Origin of the sequence: Mycobacterium xenopi, from assembly GCF_009936235.1 — a bacterium.
Taxonomy (GTDB): Bacteria; Actinomycetota; Actinomycetes; order Mycobacteriales; family Mycobacteriaceae; genus Mycobacterium; species Mycobacterium xenopi.
Window position 1 is genome coordinate 731042 of record NZ_AP022314.1, and the last position, 23946, is coordinate 754987.

22 protein-coding genes, 1 tRNA gene and 3 pseudogenes are annotated in these 23946 nt (G+C 65.3%); 11 read left to right on the plus strand and 15 right to left on the minus strand.

The annotated features are described in order from the left end of the window. Positions 1-17 precede the first annotated feature (17 nt). The 4 genes and pseudogenes from MYXE_RS03205 (at position 18) to MYXE_RS03220 (ending at position 3282) form a co-directional block, all read left to right on the plus strand. Complete coding sequence (locus tag MYXE_RS03205; protein ID WP_039891362.1) at positions 18-839, plus strand: DUF1906 domain-containing protein; 822 nt, start codon at positions 18-20, stop codon at positions 837-839. A 1-nt stretch (position 840) separates the two neighbouring features. Further along, positions 841-1597, plus strand: a pseudogene (locus MYXE_RS03210) (glycoside hydrolase). A 220-nt stretch (positions 1598-1817) separates the two neighbouring features. Continuing rightward, positions 1818-3068 carry a hypothetical protein gene (locus tag MYXE_RS03215; protein ID WP_085194777.1) on the plus strand — a complete coding sequence of 417 codons (1251 nt, stop codon included), beginning with the start codon at positions 1818-1820 and terminating at the stop codon, positions 3066-3068. Between the two features lie 138 nt (positions 3069-3206). Then, positions 3207-3282: transfer RNA gene (locus MYXE_RS03220), tRNA-Thr, on the plus strand. A gap of 89 nt (positions 3283-3371) precedes the next feature. On the opposite strand, the gene MYXE_RS03225 is transcribed toward MYXE_RS03220, so the two are convergent. Continuing rightward, complete coding sequence (locus tag MYXE_RS03225; RefSeq protein WP_085194775.1) at positions 3372-4067, minus strand: hypothetical protein; 696 nt, start codon at positions 4065-4067, stop codon at positions 3372-3374. A 127-nt stretch (positions 4068-4194) separates the two neighbouring features. Between MYXE_RS03225 and MYXE_RS03230 the strand changes: the two genes are divergently transcribed. Further along, entirely contained in the window at positions 4195-4914 is a 720-nt protein-coding gene (locus tag MYXE_RS03230; protein WP_085194773.1) for a response regulator transcription factor, read from the plus strand. A 53-nt stretch (positions 4915-4967) separates the two neighbouring features. Beyond that, a complete protein-coding gene (locus MYXE_RS03235) occupies positions 4968-6410 on the plus strand; it encodes a sensor histidine kinase (protein ID WP_003923197.1) in 1443 nt (480 codons plus the stop codon). 2 nt (positions 6411-6412) lie between these two features. Here MYXE_RS03235 and MYXE_RS03240 read toward each other — a convergent pair whose 3' ends face one another. The 14 genes and pseudogenes from MYXE_RS03240 to MYXE_RS03300 form a co-directional block, all read right to left on the minus strand. After that, positions 6413-6817 (minus strand): HIT family protein, encoded by a 405-nt coding sequence (locus MYXE_RS03240; RefSeq protein WP_085194771.1) that lies wholly within the window; start codon positions 6815-6817, stop codon positions 6413-6415. 69 nt (positions 6818-6886) lie between these two features. After that, positions 6887-7015 carry a hypothetical protein gene (locus tag MYXE_RS25205; protein WP_415624470.1) on the minus strand — a complete coding sequence of 43 codons (129 nt, stop codon included), beginning with the start codon at positions 7013-7015 and terminating at the stop codon, positions 6887-6889. 63 nt (positions 7016-7078) lie between these two features. Further along, positions 7079-7914 (minus strand): annotated as a pseudogene (locus MYXE_RS03245) (SDR family NAD(P)-dependent oxidoreductase); the annotation flags it as partial. A gap of 26 nt (positions 7915-7940) precedes the next feature. Further along, on the minus strand, positions 7941-8351 hold the full coding sequence (locus MYXE_RS03250) for a ketosteroid isomerase family protein (RefSeq protein ID WP_415624471.1): 411 nt from the start codon (positions 8349-8351) through the stop codon (positions 7941-7943). A gap of 34 nt (positions 8352-8385) precedes the next feature. Next, positions 8386-10440, minus strand: a complete 2055-nt coding sequence (locus MYXE_RS03255; protein ID WP_085194769.1) for an oxidoreductase — start codon at positions 10438-10440, stop codon at positions 8386-8388. After that, positions 10437-11539 (minus strand): annotated as a pseudogene (locus MYXE_RS03260) (NAD(P)H-dependent amine dehydrogenase family protein). Before MYXE_RS03260 ends, MYXE_RS03255 begins: the two are co-directional and overlap by 4 nt. Before the next feature lie 6 nt (positions 11540-11545). After that, positions 11546-12673, minus strand: a complete 1128-nt coding sequence (locus tag MYXE_RS03265) for an NDMA-dependent alcohol dehydrogenase (protein ID WP_085194767.1) — start codon at positions 12671-12673, stop codon at positions 11546-11548. Between the two features lie 220 nt (positions 12674-12893). After that, the gene (locus MYXE_RS03270) at positions 12894-14147 is read right to left on the minus strand and encodes a cytochrome P450 (RefSeq protein WP_085194765.1); all 1254 of its coding nucleotides are present in this window, start codon (positions 14145-14147) and stop codon (positions 12894-12896) included. Beyond that, the gene (locus MYXE_RS03275; RefSeq protein ID WP_085194763.1) at positions 14141-14686 is read right to left on the minus strand and encodes a Cif family virulence factor; all 546 of its coding nucleotides are present in this window, start codon (positions 14684-14686) and stop codon (positions 14141-14143) included. Before MYXE_RS03275 ends, MYXE_RS03270 begins: the two co-directional genes overlap by 7 nt. 3 nt (positions 14687-14689) lie before the next feature. After that, positions 14690-14896: a ferredoxin gene (locus MYXE_RS03280; RefSeq protein ID WP_085194761.1), complete on the minus strand. Its 207-nt coding sequence runs from the start codon at positions 14894-14896 to the stop codon at positions 14690-14692. Beyond that, positions 14896-16248 carry a cytochrome P450 gene (locus tag MYXE_RS03285; RefSeq protein WP_172468573.1) on the minus strand — a complete coding sequence of 451 codons (1353 nt, stop codon included), beginning with the start codon at positions 16246-16248 and terminating at the stop codon, positions 14896-14898. Before MYXE_RS03285 ends, MYXE_RS03280 begins: the two co-directional genes overlap by 1 nt. An 11-nt stretch (positions 16249-16259) precedes the next feature. After that, positions 16260-17078, minus strand: a complete 819-nt coding sequence (locus MYXE_RS03290; RefSeq protein WP_085194757.1) for an SDR family oxidoreductase — start codon at positions 17076-17078, stop codon at positions 16260-16262. After that, positions 17079-18281, minus strand: a complete 1203-nt coding sequence (locus MYXE_RS03295; protein WP_085194755.1) for a cytochrome P450 — start codon at positions 18279-18281, stop codon at positions 17079-17081. Beyond that, positions 18278-18907: a TetR/AcrR family transcriptional regulator gene (locus tag MYXE_RS03300; protein WP_085194753.1), complete on the minus strand. Its 630-nt coding sequence runs from the start codon at positions 18905-18907 to the stop codon at positions 18278-18280. The genes MYXE_RS03295 and MYXE_RS03300 overlap by 4 nt, the downstream gene beginning before the upstream one ends. Positions 18908-19083: 176 nt before the next feature. Between MYXE_RS03300 and MYXE_RS03305 the strand changes: the two genes are divergently transcribed. From MYXE_RS03305 to purD, 5 genes are read left to right on the plus strand one after another with little or no spacing between them, the layout of a single operon-like run. Then, the gene (locus MYXE_RS03305; protein WP_085194879.1) at positions 19084-20550 is read left to right on the plus strand and encodes an aldehyde dehydrogenase; all 1467 of its coding nucleotides are present in this window, start codon (positions 19084-19086) and stop codon (positions 20548-20550) included. A gap of 55 nt (positions 20551-20605) precedes the next feature. Further along, positions 20606-21349, plus strand: a complete 744-nt coding sequence (locus MYXE_RS03310; RefSeq protein ID WP_085194751.1) for an SDR family oxidoreductase — start codon at positions 20606-20608, stop codon at positions 21347-21349. Beyond that, the gene (locus tag MYXE_RS03315; protein ID WP_085194749.1) at positions 21346-22203 is read left to right on the plus strand and encodes an NAD(P)-dependent oxidoreductase; all 858 of its coding nucleotides are present in this window, start codon (positions 21346-21348) and stop codon (positions 22201-22203) included. The genes MYXE_RS03310 and MYXE_RS03315 overlap by 4 nt, the downstream gene beginning before the upstream one ends. An 11-nt stretch (positions 22204-22214) precedes the next feature. Next, positions 22215-22649 carry a carboxymuconolactone decarboxylase family protein gene (locus tag MYXE_RS03320; protein ID WP_085194747.1) on the plus strand — a complete coding sequence of 145 codons (435 nt, stop codon included), beginning with the start codon at positions 22215-22217 and terminating at the stop codon, positions 22647-22649. A 28-nt stretch (positions 22650-22677) separates the two neighbouring features. Next, entirely contained in the window at positions 22678-23946 is a 1269-nt protein-coding gene (gene purD, locus MYXE_RS03325; RefSeq protein ID WP_085194745.1) for a phosphoribosylamine--glycine ligase, read from the plus strand.

Consider the following 23946-nt stretch of genomic DNA (forward strand, 5'->3'; position numbering starts at 1 on the left):
CTTGTTACCATCGCGCAGTGCACCGTGGGGTTGCACCATCCGGACGCGGCGGACCGCGATCTGTGTCCAGACGCGAGGTCCTCAAATATGCCTCTGTCACACCAGTTCTACTGAGCTCAGGGATGCTGGCCGCGATATCCGGCGGGCCGACGGCGTCAGCGGCCGGCGGTAAGTTGATCGACTTTACGGAGCGGTTGGTGCCGGCCGATCAGATCAAATCGGCGGGTTATGACGGAGCGGTGGTGTATGTGGCTGAGTCGCGGCCGGGTGCAAACTTCGATTTCAAGCCCGTCACCCGCGAGTACGCCGGCGCGCTTCGCGCGGCTGGTCTTCACGTGGTCAGCAACTACCAGTACGGCAAGCCCGGCTGGCCTGACCCATCCGATTACACCCGCGGGTATGACGGCGGCGTGGCCGATGCCCAGACAGCCCTGCGGTTCCACACCGCGGCAGGGGGAGGCGATTCGGCCCCGATATTCTTCAGCATCGACGAGGATATCGACCAGAAAATCTGGAAAACCGTTGCGCTAGAGTGGTTTCGGGGAATCAACTCGGTACTCGGGGCGGATCGTACCGGCATCTATGGGCATGCCCAGGCGTGTCGGTGGGCGATCGAAGACGGCGTAATTGGACGCTCGACTACTGCAGGGCACCGGTGGGCGTGGCAGACCAGCGCATGGTCGCATGGCGAGCGCGAGCCTGCGGCGGTGCTTTATCAGTCGGTGGTCAACACGCCGTCGAGCCCGGGACCGTTGCTGGCGGGCACACACGTGGACGTGGACGAGGTTCTCGCCACCGATTTCGGGCAATGGGATTTAGATCGTCGGTCGCGAGCTTGAGGTGTGGGGCGCCGCCGCGTGGTCAACGAAGAGCTGGCGAAAATTGCTACGCCACACCGGACATGACAGTAAGGTGCTGCACGTGAGCAGAGCCTTGTTAGCCAACGGTCGAGGCCGCTGGCTGGCATTGGCCGCCTCGATCGCCGTCTCCGCCGCCATCTTCCACGCCCAAGCCACCCGGCATCCCTGCTGCGCCGAGATCCCGGCAGCAACCCCCACGGCGAAACCATCCGGGCCGACCAGTACAGCGCACGTCCAGGGGACCGTTCCGGCCAGCGCGCCGCGTCTTGCCAGCCGCGCCGAGGTGGAATCGCTGGCGGCAAGCGCGCCCACCACCGCCCAGCAATTCCAGTTCGCATTACCGCCCGGTGTCGCGCCGGAGGAGGGGTTGCAGGTGCACACCATCCGGGCGGCCCGTGCAATCAGCGTGCTGTTTCCCGAGATCACCACGATCGGCGGGTTTCGGCAGGATCCGCTGAAATGGCATCCGAGCGGGTTGGCAATCGACGTGATGATCCCCAACTATCACAGCCCCGAGGGAATCGAGCTTGGCAACCAGATCGCCGGGCTTGCCCTGGCCAATGCGAAACGATGGGGGGGTGGTGCATGTGATCTGGCGGCAGGCCTTCTACCCGGGTATTGGCGCGCCCAGTTGGACCGCGGACTACGGCTCAGAAACCGCAAACCACTACGACCACGTTCATATCGCCACCGACGGCGGTGGGTACCCGAGCGGGCGCGAAACCTACTACATCTGATGTGCCCGGCATCAGTCGCTGGCACCCAACCAACCCAGTCGAGTCACTACCCGAGCACGGACTGACTAACCAGGTTGCCTAGCGTGCGCGTGGTCCGGGCCGGGTTCGATGCCAGAAGGTGCGACACTGTATCGGGTAACGGTCAAAGCCGCCGCTAGCCGCCCGCACTACTCTCGGTGGTAGGTACCCCCCGCCGGTGCGGTTCCCGAAAGGTTGCCAGATGAAAGCATTCGGGATTGTGGCGGCAGCCGCCGTGGCTTTCGCACCGGTTTGGATGACAGCCACCACGCCGGGTGCGGCAGAGGCGGCTCCGTGTGCTGGGGCCGGGGCCAATCCCAATTTCTGCGACGAATGCCTGTTCTGGGTAGCGGAATATCGCCTTCCGTCGCCGCGGTCGTGTTACGAAGAACCCCCGCCGCGCCCAGCCCAAGCACCCCGGAGCAGTGTCTTGGTACCGGTCCCGGAGATTCCGCCGGAGCTGCCCAGCATGACGCCGATGCAGACGCCGCAAGTCATTCCGCCAAGTCCCCCGCCGCCGAGCACGGTTCGGGTGCAGGCCCCGCAGATCAACCCGCCAGCCGCCGGGGCACCGAGAAACGCGCCACTGGTGACACCGCCGAAGGGGCTGGAGGCGCCACCGCAGGCGGTCGCGGCTGCCAAGGCCGCGCCACCGACGCGGATCAATTTCGGCACGATTCACCCGATGCTCCAGGTGGTGGACTTCAAACAGCAGGTGCAAAACGTGATCAACGCCCACAGCGGCAACGTCGACGTCATAAAGGCCGACAACCAGACGCTGGCGCGCCCCCGGCACTGGGACTTCATCGACTACGACGCCTACCACCGCCCAAGCCTGTACAACCCGCTCGACGAGGCGATGACCTTCCGGTACTCGTACAAGGGTGCCTACCGGGAGGCCTACGTGCCGGCCGGGGGCCGGGTCGTGCTCGACGTCGCCACGGTTGGGCTGTTCCCGTTTACCGCGGTCGGCGAAAGTTACCTGGCGTCGGGCAGCTTCTACGGCGGGGCCTGGATACCGCCGGAGGGTTGGGACGGCCCGCCACCGCCGGACTACAGACCGCCAGCACCCCCGGAGGTCTACCACGACGTCCTGGCTGACGTTCCCGCCCGCGACCAGATCGTCAAAGTCGGCCAAGTGCAGCTGGTGGGCCGCGATGATAGCCAGCCCGCGGGCAGCCAAGACACCTTCTTGCTCGACGACTCCACGTTGGCGTGGGGTCAGATCAACGATCCGAGCAGCAGTGCCCAGATCAAGGTGACCAGGACCCAGTCGCTGCCGGGCGTCGGCCCTACCGACAACGGCAGCTTCTTGGTGGCGTTGGCCGGTTACGAGGAGCCCACCCGGCCCAGCGAACCTTGGTGGCCGTCGGTGCTGGGCTACGGGGGACTGGCTTTAGCAGTGGGCCTTGCCGCCTGGATGCTCAGCCGTGCATACGGAGCGCACACCTAGACCGATGCCGCTCTTGCTCGGCATGGTGCACATGTGGCCCAAACGCAGTAGGCCAGTCCTGAAACAAGCAGCAGCTCCGCTCGGCTTCGACCGCGGCACCGAGTCGTAGAATCGTCACGGCTCATCGAGCCGGCCCCGGCCGCGTTAGCTCAGTTGGTAGAGCGTCGCCCTTGTAAGGCGAATGGCGAGAGTTCGAGTCTCTCACGCGGCTCCATTCCTGTCGGCACCCGGCGATCGCGTCACCTCATGTCAACGTGGTGTCCAGGTGCAAGTCAACTTCGCAAGCGGCCGGCCCGCGCACACTTAGGGCACTGTCCGCGGCGGCGAGCGGCGCGGGGGCCGGCGCCCCGGCAATGGGATGCGCTCGGCGATAGTAGAAAGCGGGTTGACCACCATGGTCAGCGAAATCACGGCTTCCTGCAGCGTGGCGATCGCCGGCTCCAGCGCCTCCATCCCCGGGGCGAGGCGGCTGAGGGTGTCGGCGACGTCGGCGAGCTGCTCGAGCGGCCCATGCTTGGCGGTCAGCTTGTCGACCACGCCTCCCTCGGCGAGCAGCCGGTCAATTAGCCCGTCCTCAGCCAAAATCCGCTCGATCGGCCCGTCGTCGGCGAGCAGCTGATCGACCAGCCCACCTGGTTTCAGTGCGCGCTCCAGACCACCGTCCTCCGCGGTCAGACGGTCAAGCAAGCCACCGGGTGCCGTCAGCCTGTCAACCACACCGCCCGGGCGCAGCAGCCGCTCCAGCGGCCCGTCCGGTGCCATCGCGCGGCCCAGCGGGGCATCCTCGTCCAACAACCGGGCCAGCCGGTTCGCCCGCACGATCGCGTCGTCGAGCCCAAACATGTGGGTCACCGAGCCGGGCTGGTCGCCGGCCTGCCCCACCACTCGTTTCGCCAGGCCAACCGCCGAAGTCGCTACGCCAAGCCCGGCGTCAGCCGCCGCCAACCCGACTCGTAGCGGTGTGGTGGCCACGGCGGCCAGGCGTTTGCCGAGGTTCATCCCCTGAGTGTAGGCGGGCTGTGCTTGCTGCGACGCCGACGGCACAATAACCACTGCTACCAAACTCACAGCAAGTGCACAGCCACCTTGGAGGTTACGCTCAATTACGTGCGAGGAAATTGATGGCATGGCATCGGGCGCCACACAGGAAACCGCACCGGAAGCACGTGTCCTTGTCGTCGACGATGAGGACAATATCGTCGAACTTCTCTCGGTGAGCCTGAAATTCCAAGGTTTCGAGGTCCATACGGCAACCAACGGGCCGGCGGCGCTGGACCGTGCCCGGGAAGTCCGTCCGGATGCGGTGATCCTCGATGTGATGATGCCGGGGATGGACGGCTTCGGGGTGCTGCGACGGCTGCGCGCTGACGGAATCGACGCTCCAGCACTGTTTTTGACTGCACGCGACTCGCTTCAAGACAAGATCGCGGGTCTGACCCTCGGCGGTGACGACTACGTCACCAAGCCGTTCAGTCTGGAGGAAGTCGTGGCCCGGCTGCGAGTCATCTTGCGACGGGCCGGCAAGGGCAAGACGCAACCGCGAACCGCGCGTCTGAAGTTCGCCGACATCGAACTCGACGAGGACACCCATGAGGTGTGGAAGGCCGGCGAGCCGGTGTCGCTGTCTCCCACGGAGTTCACGCTGCTGCGGTATTTCGTGATCAACGCCGGGACGGTGCTGAGCAAGCCGAAAATTCTCGACCACGTCTGGCGCTACGACTTCGGCGGTGACGTCAACGTCGTCGAGTCCTATGTTTCGTATCTGCGCCGCAAGATCGACACCGGCGAGAAGCGGTTGCTGCACACACTGCGTGGTGTGGGATATGTGCTGCGGGAGCCCCGATAGCGATGAACCCGGTTCCACGGCCAACCAGCACCCGGTAGGCGAAGAATACGGGGATGGCGCGATACCACCAACGAGGGCTGCCGCTGCGGGTCGGCCTGGTGGCCGCCACCTTGGTGCTGGTGGCGTGCGGGCTGGCCGTCTCGGGGGTCGCGGTCACGTCGATCCTGCGGCACAGCCTGCTCAACCGGGCCGACCAGACTCTGCTCGACGCGTCCCGAAGCTGGGTGCAAGCCCCGCGTCGCATCTCGCAGCTGCCCTACGAGGGGCCCAACGCCGACCGGCCGCCGTCGAAGTTTTACGTGCGCGTCATCGGCCTGGACGGCCGCAGCTGGCAGGCCATCAACGACTCCCACGCCGAGCCGGCGCTGCCGGCCAACAACGATGTCGGGCCCGACCCGGTGACGGTCGGATCGGTCAACGGATCCAATGTCCAATGGCGGGCGGTGTCGGTGCGTGGTCCGCTCGGTCGCTTGATCACGGTTGCCTTCGACCTCTCCGACGTCCAGCACACCCTGCGCTCACTGATCTGGCTGCAGGTCGGCATCGGGGCCGCGGTGCTGTTGGTCCTGGGCATCGCGGGCTACGCGGTCGTGCACCGCAGCCTGCGCCCGCTGGTCGAAGTCGAGCGAACCGCCGCGGCGATCGCCGCCGGACAGCTCGACCGCCGTGTCCCCGAGCGTGATCCGCGAACCGAAGTGGGCCGACTTTCGTTGGCGCTCAACGGAATGCTCGCGCAAATCCAGCAGGCGGTGGCAGCGTCGGAATCCTCGGCGGAAAAGGCGCGCACTTCCGAGGAGCGCATGCGACGCTTCATCACCGATGCCAGCCACGAGTTGCGCACCCCGCTGACCACGATTCGAGGGTTCGCCGAGTTGTACCGCCAGGGCGCCGCCCGCGACGTGGAGATGCTGATGTCGCGGATCGAAAGCGAGTCGCGCCGGATGGGCCTGCTGGTCGATGATCTGCTGCTGCTGGCCCGGTTGGACGCGCAACGCCCGCTCGAACGACGCCGGGTTGACCTGCTGGCGCTAGCAAGCGATGCCGTGCACGACGCGCAGTCGATCGCCCCCAAGCGCAAGATCGCCATGGAGGTGCTCGACGGCCCGGGTACCCCCGAGGTGCTCGGTGACGAGGCGCGGCTGCGCCAGGTGCTGAGCAACCTGGTGTCCAATGCCTTGCAGCACACCCCGGAAACCGCCGACGTCACCGTGCGGGTCGGCACCGACGGTGACAACGCGGTTTTGGAAGTCGCCGACAAGGGTCCCGGCATGACTCAGCAGGATGCGCTTCGGGTGTTCGAGCGCTTCTATCGCACCGACTCGTCGCGCACCCGAAGCAGCGGCGGCACCGGCCTGGGGTTATCGATCGTCGATTCGCTGGTGTACGCCCATGGTGGCAAGGTCACCGTGACCACCGCTCCCGGAGAGGGCTGCTGCTTTCATGTCAGCCTTCCGCGTATCAGCGACGTGCCCGCCCATGTGGCGGAATCGGTTTAGCGTCAAACCAATTCGGCGAGCGCCGCTTTGATCTTGGCCTGGGCTTCGTCAAGGGATTGCGGCGACGGGTGGCGATCAACATGGGCGAAGCCGAAGTCGCTGAGATGGCGGGTCGGAAAGACGTGGACGTGAAGGTGGGGCACCTCCAGCCCGGCGATGATCAACCCGGCGCGTTGTGTGTGAAATGCCCGACACACCGCCTTGCCGATCAGCTGCGCCACGCCCATGACGCGGCTGAACACCGCGTGGTCGACGTCTTGCCACTGGTCGATCTCGGCGCGCGGCACCACCAGCGTGTGCCCTTGTGTCATCGGCTCGATGGATAGGAACGCGACAATCTCGTCCTCCTCGTACACGAACCGGCCCGGCAATTCGCGGTTGATGATCTTGGTGAAGACAGTGGCCATGGGCTCAAGGATATGGGCCGGTATCGGCTACCCCCTGTCAAGATGCATTCCTGGCATCCGCAGTTGCTCTCAGCGGATGACGGCGCCGCCATCGACGGCGATGACCTGTCCGGTGAGGTAGCTGGTCTCGTCGCCGAGGAGGGTGATGTCGGCGGAGGCGCGGGCCGCCATAGCCGCGTCGGTGAAAGCTGCGCCCATGCCTTCGCCTGCGGTAGCGCCGGGACACACGCAATTGATCCGAATACCTTTGGCGCCGTACTGGAATGCAGCGAGTCGGGTGAGCGCGATGACCCCTTTTTTGCTGCTGGTGTAGGACGGGCCGACTCCGTGACCGCGAAGGCCCGCGGTGGACGCCACGGTGACCACGGCCGCTTCGTCGCCTATGGTTTCGCCGGTGATGTTATCGGCGAGATCGCTGACCAGATAGGCATACAGCGGAGCAACATACTCCGGCGGCGCGGCGTCCAGTGATGCATGCGAGCTGGCGTCATCAAGCAAGCCGCGCCGGTTCAGGTCTGCGATGTGGCCTCGTAATCCGGCCCGCTGGACAGCCGGGTCTTTGCCCCGGGGCAAACGACATTGGCGCGGACTTTATGCTGTTTGAGTTCTGCAGCGATAGCCAGCGTGAGGCTGGTGACCGCGCCTTTGCCGGCTGGATAGCCGGTGCCGCCGTAATCACCCAAGAACGCCACTGATCCGGTGTTGACGATGCTGGCGCCGCCCTGCTCGACCATCCTGGGCGCCGCCTCGCGGCAAGTCGCAAACACGGTACCCAGGTGGGAATCGAGCAGTTCGCGGAATTGGGATGGGCTGATGTCGAGAATAGACGAACCCGCCGGCTCGGCGATCCCAGCACAGTTCACCAGGATGTGCACGCCGCCGAATAGGTCAATACATCTGGTAATCAACGATTCTGCGATCGCCGGATCAGCTGGTGAACCCGGATAGGACACCGCCGCACCGCCGCCCGCGGCGATGCCGGCGGCGGTCTGCTCGGCGACATCCTGCTCACGGCGGTTCACCACCACACCTGCGCCGTGGCGGGCCAACTGGGTGGCGACGGCGGCTCCGATGCCCCGAGAGCCGCCAACGACCACGGCTCCGCGGCCGGACAGCAGCTGGGTCACTCTTGTCTGCCGAAGGTCATCGCATCGAGGTTCCAGTAGCCGCGCATGTTGGTGATCAGCCCTGCGTCGTTGACGCGGTACGTGAACACTCCGCGCACGGTGCTGGTCACCCCGTTGTCGAACTTGCTGCGCAGCACCAGGATATGCGCGATCTCGTTCGGCGAGCTGGACGGGAATGTCTCCTCACAGGTGATGGTGAGCTGGTTAGCGGCGATGTTGGAGTCGTAGAATGCGGCGACCCCATCCTTGCCGTGCACACCGGTGCCGCCCGGGTTGGTGGGCGCGTCGCCGATCGGGTCTTCGATGACGACGTCGTCGGCCATCAGGGCCAGCCAGCCTTCCCGGTCGTGGGCCTGCACGCACCGCCACGACGACTGCGAGGCAGTTAGCGCTGGCGACTGTTGAATCGTTCTCTGCGACACGGCTTTTCACTTCCTCTCACTAGATGGCGCACGCGACGCGGGCGCCGTCCTCGGTGGCCTTGCGGATCAAGCCAAGGCCATTGCAGTCCCCGGCGGCATGCACCTGGGTATCGGCCATGGTGGCCAGCAGCGTGTCAAAAAGCGTCGTGTCCGGTTCGGGTGTTCCGGCGATGACGACACTGTCCGCGGACAGCTGGCGGGTTGCGCCGCCGGCGGGCGTGAACACCACGCCCTCTTTTGTGATCCGTTCTATTGCAGCGCAGACGTGGACGGTGACACCGAGCCGATCCAGCCGATCCATATGTTCGGTCTTCCGCTTGTTGCCCACTTCCGGTGCGATGTCTTCGCCGGACTCCAGGATCGACACGAACCGGCCCCGGTTGGCCAGAAACTCGGCGAGCTCGACTGCGACCAGGTCGCCTCCGATGATGGCGACGCGCCGACCCAGCGGCATCCATGCGCGGGTGGCCAACCGCACCGCGGCGGGTTTCACGAGCCGCTGGCGCCAGCCCGACAACAGTTGGGCACTGAACCGCTGCCACGCCGGGGCTGCCGAATCGGCATGCCCGCCCAGCAACTCTCGCAGGGCCGGGCCGGTGCGTACATGGGGAAGTTCGGCGCCAGCAATTGCGGGGATGGCTATGTGGGCGCCGGTAGCGACCACCACCACGTCGGGGTCCAGGGCGACGACGTCGTCAGCCGAAACGGCTTGGCCCAGATGAACTTCCACTGCACTTCGGTTGATCTCGGCGCACAGGTAGTGCAGAAACGGCTCGTTCTCGGGATGCAAAATCGACGCCCAGCGCAAGGCGCCGCCCAGCTGAGCATCGCGTTCGACGAGCCTGACGTGGTGCCCGCGTTCGGCGGCCACCCGAGCGGCTTCCAGGCCGGCTGGGCCGCCGCCGATCACCAGGACCTGTTTCGGATGCGCGGTGCGACCTGCGGCCAGCTCGCTTTCCTTGCCGGTGCGTGGGTTGACCGCGCAGTCGACGGAGAAGCGCAGTTCCATGGCGTCGATGCAGTTTTCACACGAGATGCATTTGCGCACCCGGTGCGCCTGCCCGGCAAGCAGTTTGCGAGGCAGGTCGGGGTCGGCCAAAAGCGGTCGGCCCATGGCGATGAAGTCGGCGCGGCCGTCGGCCAGGATTTGTTCGGCAAGTTCCGGGTCGTGGATGCGCCCGACGGCGATCACCGGAACGTCGACCACTTCCTTGACCGCAGCCGCGGCGCCGACGTTGAGCGCGCTGCCGTCGTCGGCGCCGTTGACCATCCGGGTGACCAGCCGATCGATCACCCCGCCGCTCACATGAAACGCGTCCACACCCGCCGCGACGAGTTCCGGTGCGACTTGCGCGGTTTCGTAAATCGGGCGGCCCCCGGCAATCCGCTCATAGCCGGAGATCCGCAGGGTGATGGGCAGCGCGTTACCGATCTCCGAGCGGATCGCGGCCAGCACATCTAGCACGATGCGGATGCGGCCGCGCAGCGAGTTGCCGCGGTACTCGTCCGTGCGCCGGTTGCGCTGCGGGGCAAGGAAAGACCCCAGCAGCATATAGCCGTGGGCGGCGTGTAGCTCGATGCCGTCGTATCCGGCCTCGGCGGCGCGGCGCACCGCTGCCTTGAATAGGTCGAACACCTTGATGAGCTGCTCTTTGGTGATCTCCGCCGACGGGCGCCCGGTGAGATACGACGGAATGACCGAGGGGCCCAGCGATGTCACGCCGTGGATGTCTGGGCCCAGGCTGTCGGGCCCGGCGTGCACGATCTGCGGCTGGATCTTGGCGCCGTGTTCGTGCACCGCCTCCACCAGCGCGCGATGCGCGCCGACAGACTCGTCGGTGCCCAGGTGCAGACTCCCAGGTGTCTCAAGATGGCGATGGTCGATTCCGGTGGCGCCCAGGGTGATCAGGCCCACGCCGCCCTTGGCGCGGGCAGCGAAATAGTTGCGGGTGCGCGGCGACGGCAGCCCGTCCGGGGTGCCATACATGGTTTCCATCGGCGACATCACCAACCGGTTGCGCACCGACATCCCGCCGATCCGGCCGGGCTGCAGCAGATGGGGAAACGCGTTCACCGCGGTGGGTCGTCACCGACTGGGCCAGCGAAGCGGCCGGCGAACGCGCGTAGTGGCAGATCGGCACTGGTGACGATGCCCGGCGGGGCGTCGACCACCGCACGGATGGCGTTGAGGGCGGCATGCCGGTGACCGTCATGCCGATGGCCGCGAACGACTCCGGACTGGAAAAGTCGGTGCCAGCCTTGGGCAGGATCAGGTGCTTGCTATAGATGCAGGGGTCGCCCTGGATTTTGGTGATGTAGCAGCCCTGAATATCCCAGTGCGGCTTGGTGTGCGGCGTCATCTGCCATTCCAGATGCAACTCCACCCTTGGCACGTTGCCGGTGACGCCAACGTACTGGAACGCCGCACCGCCCACCGAGCCGGCCGGTAAGGTGTACCACCCGAGGTCGACGTCCTTGGTGCACGCGCCGAGCTGGCAGGAAAAAGTGACCTCGTCCAATGCGATGTCGAGGCAGTCGGCCATCATCCGCACACCGTCCTCGAACACCCTGGTGCCCAGTTCCAGCAGATGCGGCACTTCGGGATCGTCGACCGGGCGGCCAAAGCCGCAGTTGGCCCACGTCGGGGCCGAATGGTGGCATGAGACGTCCACGGATTCGATACAGGTCACGTTTTCGATATCCGCCACGTCGGCACTGTGCACGATCGTAAGGATCTGCGCCAGCCCGGGATTCATCCCGGTCCCGTAGAACGTCGAATTGCCACGCAGGCAGGCGGCCTGCAGCACTTCGGATTCGGTGCGGCTGTCTGAAAGCCGGTGATTGGTGTCCCGGTGATACCCGGTAACCCAGTCAGCGGTAGTGACAATATTGATACCGGCCTCCAGCACCGGCACATACAGTCCCAGGTCGGGCCACACGCCGTGAAAGGTCACGCAATCCGGCGCGGCAGCGATGATCTCGTCCACCGTTCCGGTGGCTAGAACACCGATCGGCCCGATACCGGCGATCTCACCGGCATCACGGCCTACTTTTTCCGGTGAATAGCAGTGTAGCCCAACCAGTTCCAGGTCACGATGGCGTGCGATCCGTTTTATCATCTCGCTGCCGACATTGCCGGAGGCGACCTGGAACACCCGCAACGGCCTGGTCATGGGTGGCTACCTGTCGGCGTCGGTGTAACGGATGATTCCACGAATGTTCTTGCCGTCCAGCATGTCCTGGTAACCCTCGTTGATCTGCTCCAGCCGGTACTGACGGGTGATCATGTCGTCGAGGTTGAGCTTGCCAGCCTTATACATTGACAACAGCTGCGGGATGTCATACTGCGGGTTGCCGCCACCGAAGATGGTGCCCTGCAAGTTCTTTTGCATCAGTGTCAACATCGCGAGGTTCAGTGTCACCTCGGTGTCCAGCAAGCTGCCGATCGCGGTCAGCACGCAGGTGCCGCCTTTTGCGGTGAGGTTCATGTAGTTCTCGATATCAGCACCGCGCAGCTCGCCCACGGTGATGATCACTTTCTTGGCCATCAGGCCGTAGGTCACCTCAGCGATGCCCATCAACGCAGCTTCCACGTCGGGATACACATGCGTGGCACCGAATTTCAGTGCCTGGTCGCGCTTCCACTCCACTGGCTCGACCGCGAAGATGTAGCGGGCGCCGGCGTTGACCGCTCCTTGCAGCGCCGCCATGCCGACCCCGCCGACGCCCACGATCGCGACGTCGTCACCCGGTCTGATGTCGGCGGTACGGGTCGCCGAGCCGTAGCCCGTGGTGACCCCGCAGCCCACCAGGCAGGCGACCTCGAACGGGATCGACGGGTCGATCTTCACCACCGAGCTCTTGTGCACCACCATGTACGGCGAGAACGTTCCCAGCAGCGTCATCGGGTAGACGTTCTGGCCGCGGGCCTGGATGCGGAACGTGCCGTCGGAGACCGCGGCACCGTTGAGCAGTCCGGCACCGAGGTCGCACAGGTTACGCATTCCCGCCTGACACGATTGACATTTGCCGCACGACGGGATGAACGACAGCACCACGTGGTCACCCTCGGCGAAGTCCTCGACGCCTGGCCCGACCTCGGTGACGATGCCCGCACCCTCGTGACCGCCCAGCACCGGGAACCCCGCCATCGGGATGCCACCGGTCACCAGATGGTGGTCGGAGTGGCACATGCCCGCAGCCTCCATCTGGATCTTGACCTCGTCTTTGCGCGGGTCACCGATTTCGATTTCCTCGACCGACCACGGTTGATTGAACTCCCAGATCAGCGCACCTTTTGTCTTCACCGTGAACCTCCTGCCAAAAGTTGGCTCCGAGCCTGCGTCGAAGCGACCGACTGGGTGAGCGTACGTGCCGGCTTGCCGGCGGGGAACTGCGGATCGCATCCACCGGGCACACACTGCGCCGCAGCCTATCGGGCGCGCGCCCGCTATGGACGGCTTCCGGCAAACCGCCGTCGGTGGTCACCGAGTCCAAAACGCACGCCATCGACGAAGCCAAGCCTCCTTAGAGTGCGACCGGGCAACCGCTTCGGTAGGCGGTGTGAAACCGCTTGATACCGTTGATCCAACCGGACCGGAACCTAGCAGGATCACCAAGGCCGCTGATATCCGGCATCTTGTCGGCAATCTTGTTGAAAATGATCTCCAACTCGAGCCTTGCGAGATTGGCGCCGAGGCAGTAGTGGGCGCCGGTGCCACCAAAACCCAAGTGTGGATTGGGATTTCGAGTGATGTCGAATCTCTCGGGGTGGTCAAACACCTCTTCGTCGTAATTGGCGGAGACGTAGAGCATCACCACGCGTTGGCCGGCTTTGACCTCGGTGCCACCGATGACGGTGTCGGTCAGCGCGGTTCGCTGCAGGCAGATCAGCGGCGATGTGTATCTGACGATCTCGTCAATGGCAGTGGTGGGGCGCTCCTTTTTGAAGAGCTCCCATTGGTCAGGGTGTTCCAGAAATGCCATCATCCCCATCGTCGTGGCGTTGCGGGTGGTCTCGTTGCCGGCGACGGCCAGCATGACCACGAAGAAGCCGAACTGCTCCGGGGTGAGCTGCTCGCCGTCGATGGTGGCGCTCAGCAGCCGCGAAACCACGTCGTTGCCTGGCTTCTGACGACGGGTTTCGGCGAGTTGGTGAGAGTAGCCCAGGATTTCGGCCGCGCCGACCCGTGAGTCGACGGTGACGTCGGCGTCGTCGTAGCCGGTCATCTGGTTGCTCCACTCGAATAGCTTGACCCGGTCTTCTTCGGGGACGCCGATGAGTTCGGCGATGGCCTGCATTGGCAGTTCACTGGCGACCTCGCGGACGAATTCGCCCCGCCCGCCTTCAATGGCCGCCGCTACGATGCGCTCGGCGCGCTGTTCGAGGGTGGGCCGCAGCGCTTCGATCGCCCGGGGAGTGAACAGCCGAGACACCAAGCCGCGCAGCTTGGTGTGCTCCGGAGCGTCCTTGTTGATCAGCACCGACAGTGTCGCCTGGAACTCTTCGGGGCTGATGTCGTCCTCCAGTCGCGGGATGGCACCCTTGCAGCCTGACGAGAACACATCCGAGCGCCGGGAAACGTCGCGGACGTCGCGGTGCTTGGACACCACCCAAAAACCGTCGTCGTCGAAGCCGCCCACGCCGCGCGGCTGCGGATTCCACCACACCGGCGCGCTGCGGCGCAGCAGCGCGTACTCCTCGAACGGGATGCGCTCGGCGTGCAGATCCGGGTCGGTGAAGTCGAATCCGGGCGGCAATGCTACGGCCGGGGTCACCATAGCGGGACCGGCGCCTTTCCGAGCGGGTAGTAGCCGGGTATCTTTTCGCCGGCCATGCTGCGTTCGATGCGTTCCTGCATCCCCCTCGACAGCTTGCCCGCCTTGATCAGATCCATATACAGCGCCTGTACATGCCCGAAGTCGAAGAAGTCGCGTTGCCAATTCCATTTGCCGCCACCGGCATACCGGAACCAGCTGCCGCCGATGCCGTACACCTCCTGCTCGGTGCCGTCCGCGTCGGTCGCGACCTGCTTCCAGAATCCGACTACTTCCCCTATCTTGTCGTCGATGACGACCCGCTGGTAGGGGTAGCGCCAGCCTTGCAGGCCCTCCATCTCTTGACCCAGCGCGATGTCGCGGATCTCGTCGATCCCAATGCACATCACGTCTTCCTTGGGACCGATGTTCCAGCCGTACGTGGCGTCGTGGGTGTAGAAGTCGGCGAGAATTCGCCAGTCGCCGGTTCTTTCGGCCTCCCGGTTGGCGTCGAGCCAACGCTGCACGACGTCTTCGAGCTCCGAGCGGGGAAATCCAGCCATGTCCTACTCTCCTGTCTCTTCGATCGACAGCGCCTGGGTGGGACAGGCCCACACGGCTTGCTCGATCTGTTTGCGGGCCTCCTCGGGCGGCGCGTCGTCGAGGATTTCGACTTGGCCGCGTTTGGGCACCCGGAAATAGTCGGGTGCCTCCAGCTCACACATCGCGTGGCCCTGGCACAGATCCAGGTCGGCATGCACCTTGTAACCCATCATCGACCCCCATTGCGGCGGCGGTAGCGCACCTTGGCCGGTTGGGCCAGTTGCACCACCATCTTGGAGTGGTCGTTGCGGTAGCTCTCGGGCGGTTGCGTCATCTCGAAGTCGTATTCCCGCAACAGCACTGAGAAGATCGCTTTGATCTGCATAGTGGCGAACGCGGCTCCTACACACCGATGCCGGCCGGCGCCGAACGGAATCCACGTCCACCGGTTGATCAAGTCTTCCTGACGCGGCTCGTCGTAACGTTCCGGCACGAACTCGTCAGGGTCCGGGAAGTCCTCCGGGATCCGGTTGGAGACGGCCGGCGACGCCGCCACCAGGTCACCCTCGTGGATGGGATAGCCTTCCACCTCGAACTCGCCCTTGGCCACTCGCATCAGGATTATCAGTGGCGGGTGCAGCCGCAGCGTCTCTTTGAGCACGTTCTCCAGCCGCGGAATCTGGCGCAGCGCATGGAAACTCACCGGCTGGCCGTCGGCGTAGAGCTCGTCGAGCTCCTTGATTACGCCGGCGTAGATGTCGGGGTGGCGCATCAGCTCGATCAGCGTCCAGGCCGCGGTGCCTGAGCTGGTGTGATGCCCGGCGAACATCATCGAGATGAACATGCCGGTGATTTCGTCGGCGCTAAAGCGGGGATTGCCGTGCTCGTCTTTGACCGTGATCAACACGTCGAGCATGTCGCGGTCGCTTTTGTCAGCCGGCGGATTCGCGATCCGGTTGTTCATGATCGCTTGCACCAGCGCTACCAATCCTTTTCGAGCTTCGTCGCGCCGGCGGAAGCTTTCGATCGGCAGATACGGGTCGACATAGGCCAGCGGGTCGGTGCCGCGCTCCAGCTCGTGATAGAGGCGGGCGAACCGACCGTCGAGTTCGTCGCGGAACTTCCTTCCGATCAAGCAGGCCGACGAGGTGTAGATGGTCAGCTCGGCGAAAAAGTCCAACAGGTCGATCTCGCCGGTTTCGCCCCAGCCGGCGATCATCCGGCGGACCTCGCGCTCGATGGTGGTGGCGTGGCCTTTCATCTGCTCGCCGCGCAGCGCCGCGTTGTGCAGCATCTCCTTGCGCCGCTCGGGGCTGGCGTCGAACACCACACCTTTGCCGAAAATCGGTGTCATGAACGGGTACGCCTCGGCCTGGTCGAGGTCGTCGTCGCTGGCGCGGAAGAAGAACTCGTTGGCCTCCGCACCGGACAACAACACAACCTGCTTGCCGGCCAACTGGAACCAGCCGACGTCACCGCATTCGTCGCGGACCCGTTTCATCAGCGCGATCGGATCGGTGCGGAACTCTTCGAGGTGCCCGTGTTCCTCGTGACCGCCTGAGACACGCGGAACCTCTTTCAGCCCTTGACTTGTCACGACTCCTCCGGGTACTTCAGTTGCTTGCGTTCGGCCGGCGCGTCCGACAGCGGCGCCTCGGGTTGGATCTCCATCGACGTGATGAACCCACCGCGAGGCGTTTCGGCGACGAACGCGATCGCTCGGGCCAGGTCGGACGGCCGCAGGAAATAGTTGTGGCGGGCTTGTCCCCACTTGGCCCAGTCTTCGAGCATCGGCCCGATCGATTCAGGCGGCAGGCTCCAGCCCATGCCGGTCTTGGTCGGACCCGGATGAACGATCGAGGCGCGCACACCGGTGCCCTCGAGCTCCATTTGCAGGTTGGTGACCATCGCGACCAGCCCAGCCTTGGCCGCGCCGTAGGCGCCCATGTGCGGTCGTTGCCGCAGCGCCACGTCGGATCCGACGAAGATGAGGTCGCCACGGCGGCGTTCCAGCATGCCTGGCAGCACGGCGGTGGCCAACCTGTTGGCGCCGATGAGGTGGATCTGCACCTGGGATTCGAAGATGTCGGTGCTGATTTCGTGCAGCCGGCCGAAGTAAGTGTCTCCGGCACCAGCGACGAGCAGCTCGATATCGCCGAGTTGCTCGGTCGCGCGGTGCACAAAACCCTTGACCGACTCCGGATCTGTGACGTCCAGGTAGAGCGCGACCGCCTCGCCACCCTGCGCGTGGATCGTGCCGGCGATCTCTTCGCATTTCTCGACACGCCGGGCGCCCAGCGCGACAGGGAACCCGCGAGCCGCAAGCTCGACGGCTGTGGCCGCCCCGATGCCTGACGAAGCGCCAGCCACAATGGCCGGGCGCCGCGCCGGATGTGGTTGGAAGCGAGGCATTTAGGCGACCTCCACGCTGATTGGCAGGCAGGCGAACCCGCGCACGTTGCTGGAATGCACCCGTACTGCGTTGTCTTCGTCCACCGCGTACCCGCGGATACGGTTCAGCAGCTCGCTCAGGGCCACGCGGCCTTCCATCCGCGCCAAATGTGCTCCCAAACAGAAATGCGCGCCGCTGCCGAAACTGACCAATTTTGACCCGATCTCGCGTCCGATGCAGTAGTCGTCGGCGTCGGGAAAAACCCGGTCGTCGCGGTTAGCCGAGCCCGGCAGCAACAACAGCACGTCGCCTTCGGGCACCGTGGTGCCGTACATCGTAAGGTCGTGTGCGACAGTGCGGGCCAGAATCTGGCTGGAGGTGTCGTACCGCAGCGTTTCCTCCACCCACGCCGGTATCAAGGAGTGGTCGGCGACAACCCGGGCCAACTGGTCGGGATTGCGCGCCGCCCAGTAAACAGCGTTGCCGAGCAGCTTGGTGGTGGTCTCGTTGCCGGCGATCACCATCAGGAACAAAAACGCCAGGATCTCCTCGTCGGTAAGCCGGTCGCCGTCGATCTCGGCCTGCAGCAGCGCTGAAGTCAGGTTGTCAGCAGGGGTCTTCTTGAATTCGCCGATGAGCTCGGTGTAGTAGGCCATCAAATCGATCGACGCCTGCACGGCGGTCTGGGGCACGTCGGCCAGGCCGTCCTCGCGGTGCAGCACCCCGTCGGCCAGCGCACGGATCCGCGGCCGGTCCGGCTCAGGTACGCCCATCAGTTCGGAGATCACGTCCATCGGGAGCTTGCCGGCGAATTCGGCGATGAAGTCGAAACTTTCCGACTGCAAGGCCGCGTCGAGATGGATTCGGGCCAGTTGCTGAACCCGCGGCTCGAGCTCACGAATCCGGCGGGGGGTAAATCCCTTCGACACCAAGGTGCGCAGCCGCAGATGGCCCGGGTCGTCCATGGCCAGAAACGACATCACCTTGTGGGCGTCGGGGCTGCGGGAAACCGGATCCAGCGAGACGCCGTAGGCGTTGGACAGCGCGGTGCTGTTGCGGAAGCCTTGCAGCACGTCGTGATGACGCGACAACGCCCAAAACTTCAGCTCGTCGTTGCGGTACAGCGGAGCCTCGTCACGCAGCCGCCGGTAGTAGGGGTACGGATCTTCGTGAAAGTCGTAGTCGTAGGGGTCGAGCACCAGTCCCGGCGTCTCTACGGTCATGAGCGGTCTTCTCCAGTCGGGGCCCCGGGCAAGATCAGGCCGACTACGTAGGCGAGCCGGTCGGCGATCTGGTGGTAGGTGAAAGCGCCGCTGCCGGCCTGCACCAGCGCGCCGAAGAAAGCCATCTCGAGTGCGGCCACGGTACGCGGGTCGGCGTCGGGTCCGATTGCCGATGTGATCCGGCGGTGAATCTCCGCGCCGATCCGGTCGCGCACCTTGCGGACCGCCGGGTCAGCGCCACCGCCGAGCAGCGCCGTCGTGCACGCCGCGGCGACCTCGGGCTCGTCGGCAACGACCAGTGCCAGGTGCCGCAGCGCCTTGTCGACCCGGATCGCCATCGGCTCGTTGACGTCGGTGAAGTACGGCACCTGCCGGACCAAGTCCAGATACACCTCTGCGATCAGATGGTTCTTCGAGGAGAAGTAGGTGTACGCGGTCGCCGGGGCCACCTTGGCCCGGGCGGCCACGGCGCGCACCGTCAGATCCGCGTAGGACTTTTCCCGCAGCGTCTCCATGCCGGCGGCCAGCACCTTGCGGAAGGTCTCTTCCTGGCGGCGGTTGCGCGGCACCTCGCCGGGTTGGCCATCGGGCTGCGAAGTGAGCGTGACCACTGCATCGCTGGACACATGTCCAAGCTATCTGATAGGCATCGACGGAATCAAGTATTTGAGCCATAAACCCTGGAAGACAGGGATAGCCACGGGACTGACCCCTAGCGGGCCTTGCACCGTCACCGCCTGTGCAGCTATGGTTCGACTGGATGATTTCGGACAACTGTCCATTACTTGGCGGGGAGCGCGCGATGGCGTTGTTGGCGGACGGTGTAAGTGCCCTACTCATCGACGGCAAATTGGGTGCCGGCAGCGCGGGCACGTTCCCCACGCTCAATCCGGCGACCGAGGAAGTGCTGGGCGCCGCCGCCGACGCCAACGCCGAGGACATGAGCCGCGCCATCGACGCCGCGCGGCGGGCCTTCGACGACACCGACTGGTCTCGAGACACCGAACTTCGGGTGCGCTGCCTGCGTCAGCTGCGCGACGCGATGCGCGCGCATGTCGAGGAGTTGCGCGAGATCACCATCGCCGAGGTCGGCGCGCCGCGGATGCTCACAGCCAGCGCCCAGCTGGAAGGGCCGATCGACGACCTGGCGTTCTCCGCAGATACCGCCGAGTCATACCAATGGAATCAGGACCTCGGCGAGGCTGCTCCGCTGGGCATCCCGACCCGGCGCACGATCGCGCGCGAAGCCGTCGGGGTGGTCGGCGCGATCACTCCGTGGAACTTTCCGCACCAGATCAACCTGGCCAAGCTGGGCCCGGCGCTGGCGGCGGGCAACACGGTCGTGTTGAAACCCGCGCCGGACACGCCGTGGTGCGCAGGCGCGCTCGCCGAAATCATTGTCGAGCACACCGACTTTCCGCCCGGCGTGGTCAACATCGTCACCTCCAGCGATCACAGTCTGGGTGCGCTGTTGGCCAAAGACCCTCGGGTGGACATGATTTCGTTCACTGGCTCGACCGCCACCGGCCGCAGCGTGATGACCGACGCGGCCGCCAACATCAAGAAGGTGTTCTTAGAGCTCGGTGGCAAGTCGGCGTTCGTAGTGCTCGACGACGCCGATTTGGCGGGCGCGTGCTCGGTGTCTGCGTTCGCGGCGTCCATGCATGCCGGGCAGGGCTGCGCGATCACCACCCGGCTGGTGGTGCCGCGGGCCCGGTACGACGAGGCGGTGGGTATTGCGGCCGCCACCATGGGGTCGATCAAACCCGGCGACCCCAACGATCCTGCCACCGTGTGCGGGCCGCTGATCTCGGCGCGGCAGCGTGATCGCGTGCAGGGGTATCTGGATTTGGCCGTGGCCGAAGGCGGTTCGTTCGCCTGCGGCGGTGGTCGACCAGCGGACAAGACGAGCGGATTTTTCATCGAGCCGACCGTGATCGCCGGACTCACCAACGACGCGCGGACCGCGCGCGAGGAGATCTTCGGCCCGGTGCTTACGGTGATCGCCCACGACGGCGACGACGATGCGGTACGTATCGCCAACGACTCGCCATATGGCTTGTCCGGCACCGTCTATAGCGCCGATCCGGGACGCGCGGCGGAGGTGGCGGCGCGGCTGCGGGTCGGCACCGTCAACGTCAACGGCGGCGTGTGGTACTCCGCGGACGCGCCGTTCGGCGGCTACAAGCAATCCGGCATCGGCCGCGAGATGGGGCTGGCCGGTTTCGAGGAGTACCTGGAGACGAAACTTATTGCGACAGCGGTTTGAGTCGCGAGTGGCCAGAAGCGTGCGACAAGTCGCCACCCGGCGGAGAGGAAGAAGTATGGAAGGCAAAGTGGCGATTGTCACCGGCGCGGCGCAGGGCATCGGGCAGGCCTATGCCCAGGCCCTGGCCCGCGAAGGGGCCTCGGTGGTGGTCGCCGACATCAACGCCGACGCCGCCGAGGCCGCGGCCAAACAGATCGTCGCCGACGGCGGCAAGGCGATCCACGTGCCGGTCGACGTCTCGGATCCGGATTCGGCCAAGGCGATGGCCGACGCCACGGTCACCGAGTTCGGCGGCATCGACTACCTGGTCAACAACGCCGCCATCTACGGCGGCATGAAACTCGACCTGCTGCTTACCGTTCCGCTCGACTACTACAAGAAGTTCATGAGCGTCAACCTCGACGGGGCGCTGATCTGCACCCGGGCGGTGTACAAGCAGATGGCCAAACGCGGCGGCGGCGCGATCGTCAACCAATCGTCGACCGCGGCGTGGCTGTACTCCAACTTCTACGGCTTGGCCAAAGTCGGCATCAACGGGTTGACCCAGCAACTGTCCCGCGAGCTCGGCGGTATGAACATCCGTATCAACGCGATCGCGCCCGGGCCGATCGACACGGAGGCCACGAAAACGGTCACGCCCGGCGAGATCGTCAAAGACATGGTTAAGCAGATTCCGTTGTCGCGCATGGGGACACCCGACGATCTGGTCGGCATGTGCCTGTTCCTGTTGTCGGATGCGGCGTCGTGGATCACCGGTCAGATCTTCAACGTCGACGGCGGGCAGATCATCCGGTCATGACTCAACAGGTGAAGCTCGGCTACATCGGGTTGGGGAACATGGGGGCCCCGATGGCCAGACGTCTGGTCGACTGGCCCGGCGGCTTGATCGTGTTCGACATCCGTACCGAGGCGATGACCCCCTTGGCCGAAGCCGGTGCCACGCTGGCCGACAGCATCGCCGACGTTGCCGCGGCCGACATCGTCAGCGTCACTGTGCTCGACGACGAGCAGGTGCGCGAGGTGGTCGACGAGCTGGCCCAGCGGGTCAAACCCGGTACAGTCATTGCGATCCACTCGACGATTAGCGACACCACGGCGGTCGAACTGGCGCAGCAGCTCGAACCACAAGGCATTCACGTCGTCGACGCGCCCGTCAGCGGTGGCGGCGGTGCTGCCGAGAAAGGCGAGTTGGCCACCATGGTGGGCGCCGAGCGCGACGTCTACGAGCGGGTCAAGCCCGCGTTCAAACAGTGGGCGTCGTTGGTCATCCACGCTGGCCCACCCGGGGCGGGAACCCGGATGAAGCTGGCCCGCAACATGTTGACGTTCACCTCCTATGCTGCGGCGTGTGAGGCTATGAAGCTCGCTGAGGCAGCCGGACTTGACCTTCAAGCCCTGGGTCGAGTAGTGCGTCACACCGACGCGCTCACCGGCGGGCCGGGTGCCATCATGGTCCGTGAAAACATGAAACCCCTAGAGCCAGGCCACTTCTTGTATGAACCGTTCCTGCACACGCGCGCTCTGGGCGAGAAGGACCTGAGCCTGGCGCTGGCGTTGGGTGAGGTGTTATCGATTGAGCTGCCGCTTGCCGAAGTGGCGTTGCAGCGGTTAGCGGACGGCCTTGGCCTGCCGCACACGGCCCCGTCGAAGTGATTGGAGACGCGATGGACGAACTGCGTCGCAAAGGCCTCGAGAAGATGAACGAGGTCTACGCCTGGGAGATGCCGGATATGCCGGGTGAGTACTTCGCGTTGACCGTCGATCACCTCTTCGGGCGGATTTGGACGCGTCCCGGGTTGTCCATGCGTGACAAGCGACTGATGACGTTGTCGGTTGTCACCGCGCTGGGACAGCAAGACCTTGCCGAGGTTCAGGTCAACGCCGCGTTGCAGAACGGGGAGTTGACCGAGGACGAACTGCGCGAGGTGGCGATCTTCCTGACCCACTACGTCGGGTTCCCGCTCGGCTCGGGACTGAACGGCGTGATCGAACGGGTCACGGCCAGGCGCAAGGAGGCCGCCGCCGAAGGAACCGCCGACGACAAGAAGGCCAATGTCAACGCGGCGGTCAAGATGCACACGGGTAAGACGCTCGACTAACCGGGGCGGCCCGCTAGGGTGACGTGTTGTGCGCGTCTTGGTAATCGGCTCCGGTGCCCGTGAACATGCCCTGCTGCTGGCGCTACGCGACGACCCTGAAGTCGACGCGCTGGCCATCGCGCCGGGCAACGCCGGGACCGCGCTGATCGCCGAGCAGCACCCGGTCGACGTCACCTCGGCGGAAGAAGTTGTTGCGCTGGCCCGCCGGGTGCGGCCGGATCTGGTGGTGATCGGCCCCGAGATACCGCTGGTGCTCGGGGTTGCCGACGCGCTGCGCGACGCCGGCGTCGCCTGCTTCGGGCCCTCCAAAGACGCCGCGCGAATCGAAGGGTCGAAGGCGTTCGCCAAAAAGGTGATGGCCGCGGCCGGGGTACGCACCGCTGCCAGCGAGATCATCGACAACCCCGCGCATTTGGATGCGGCGCTGGCGCGGTTCGGGGTGGCCGCGGGTGATCCCGCCTGGGTGGTGAAAGACGACCGGCTGGCGGCGGGCAAGGGCGTGGTGGTGACACCCGACCGCGAGGTCGCCCGCGCGCACGCCGCGGGGTTGCTCGAAGCCGGGCACCCGGTGGTGTTGGAGTCCTACCTTGACGGCCCCGAGGTGTCGCTGTTCAGCCTGGTCGACGGCCGCACGGTAGTCCCAATGCTGGCCGCGCAGGATTTCAAGCGGGTCGGCGACGGCGACACCGGACCCAACACCGGTGGCATGGGCGCCTACGCACCGTTGCCCTGGCTGCCCAGGGAAACCTACCAGCAAATCGTCAGCGAGATCGTCGAACCCGTTGCCGCCGAACTGGTCCGGCGCGGCAACCCGTTTAGCGGACTGCTCTACACCGGTCTGGCGATCACCGCCAAAGGGCCGGCGGTGGTCGAATTCAACTGCCGCTTCGGTGATCCCGAAACCCAGTCGGTGCTAGCACTGCTGGAATCGCCGCTGGGCCAACTGCTTTACGCGACAGCCACCGGCGGGTTGGCGAACTTCGGAGATTTGCGCTGGCGCGAGGGTGCGGCGGTGGTGGTGGTGCTTGCGGCCGAAAACTATCCGGGGCGGCCACGGCTCGGCGACGTAGTCATCGGCGCGGAGGCCGAGGGCGTATTGCACGCCGGGACGGCCCGGCGCGACGACGGCGCGATCGTGTCCTCCGGTGGTCGAGTGCTCTCGGTGGTGGGCACCGGCCCCGACCTAGCCGCGGCGCGCTCGGCGGCATATCACATCCTCGATTCAATCAAGTTGCCCGGCGGGCACTTTCGCAGCGACATCGGATTGCTCGCTGCGGAGGGCAAGATCCACGTCTAG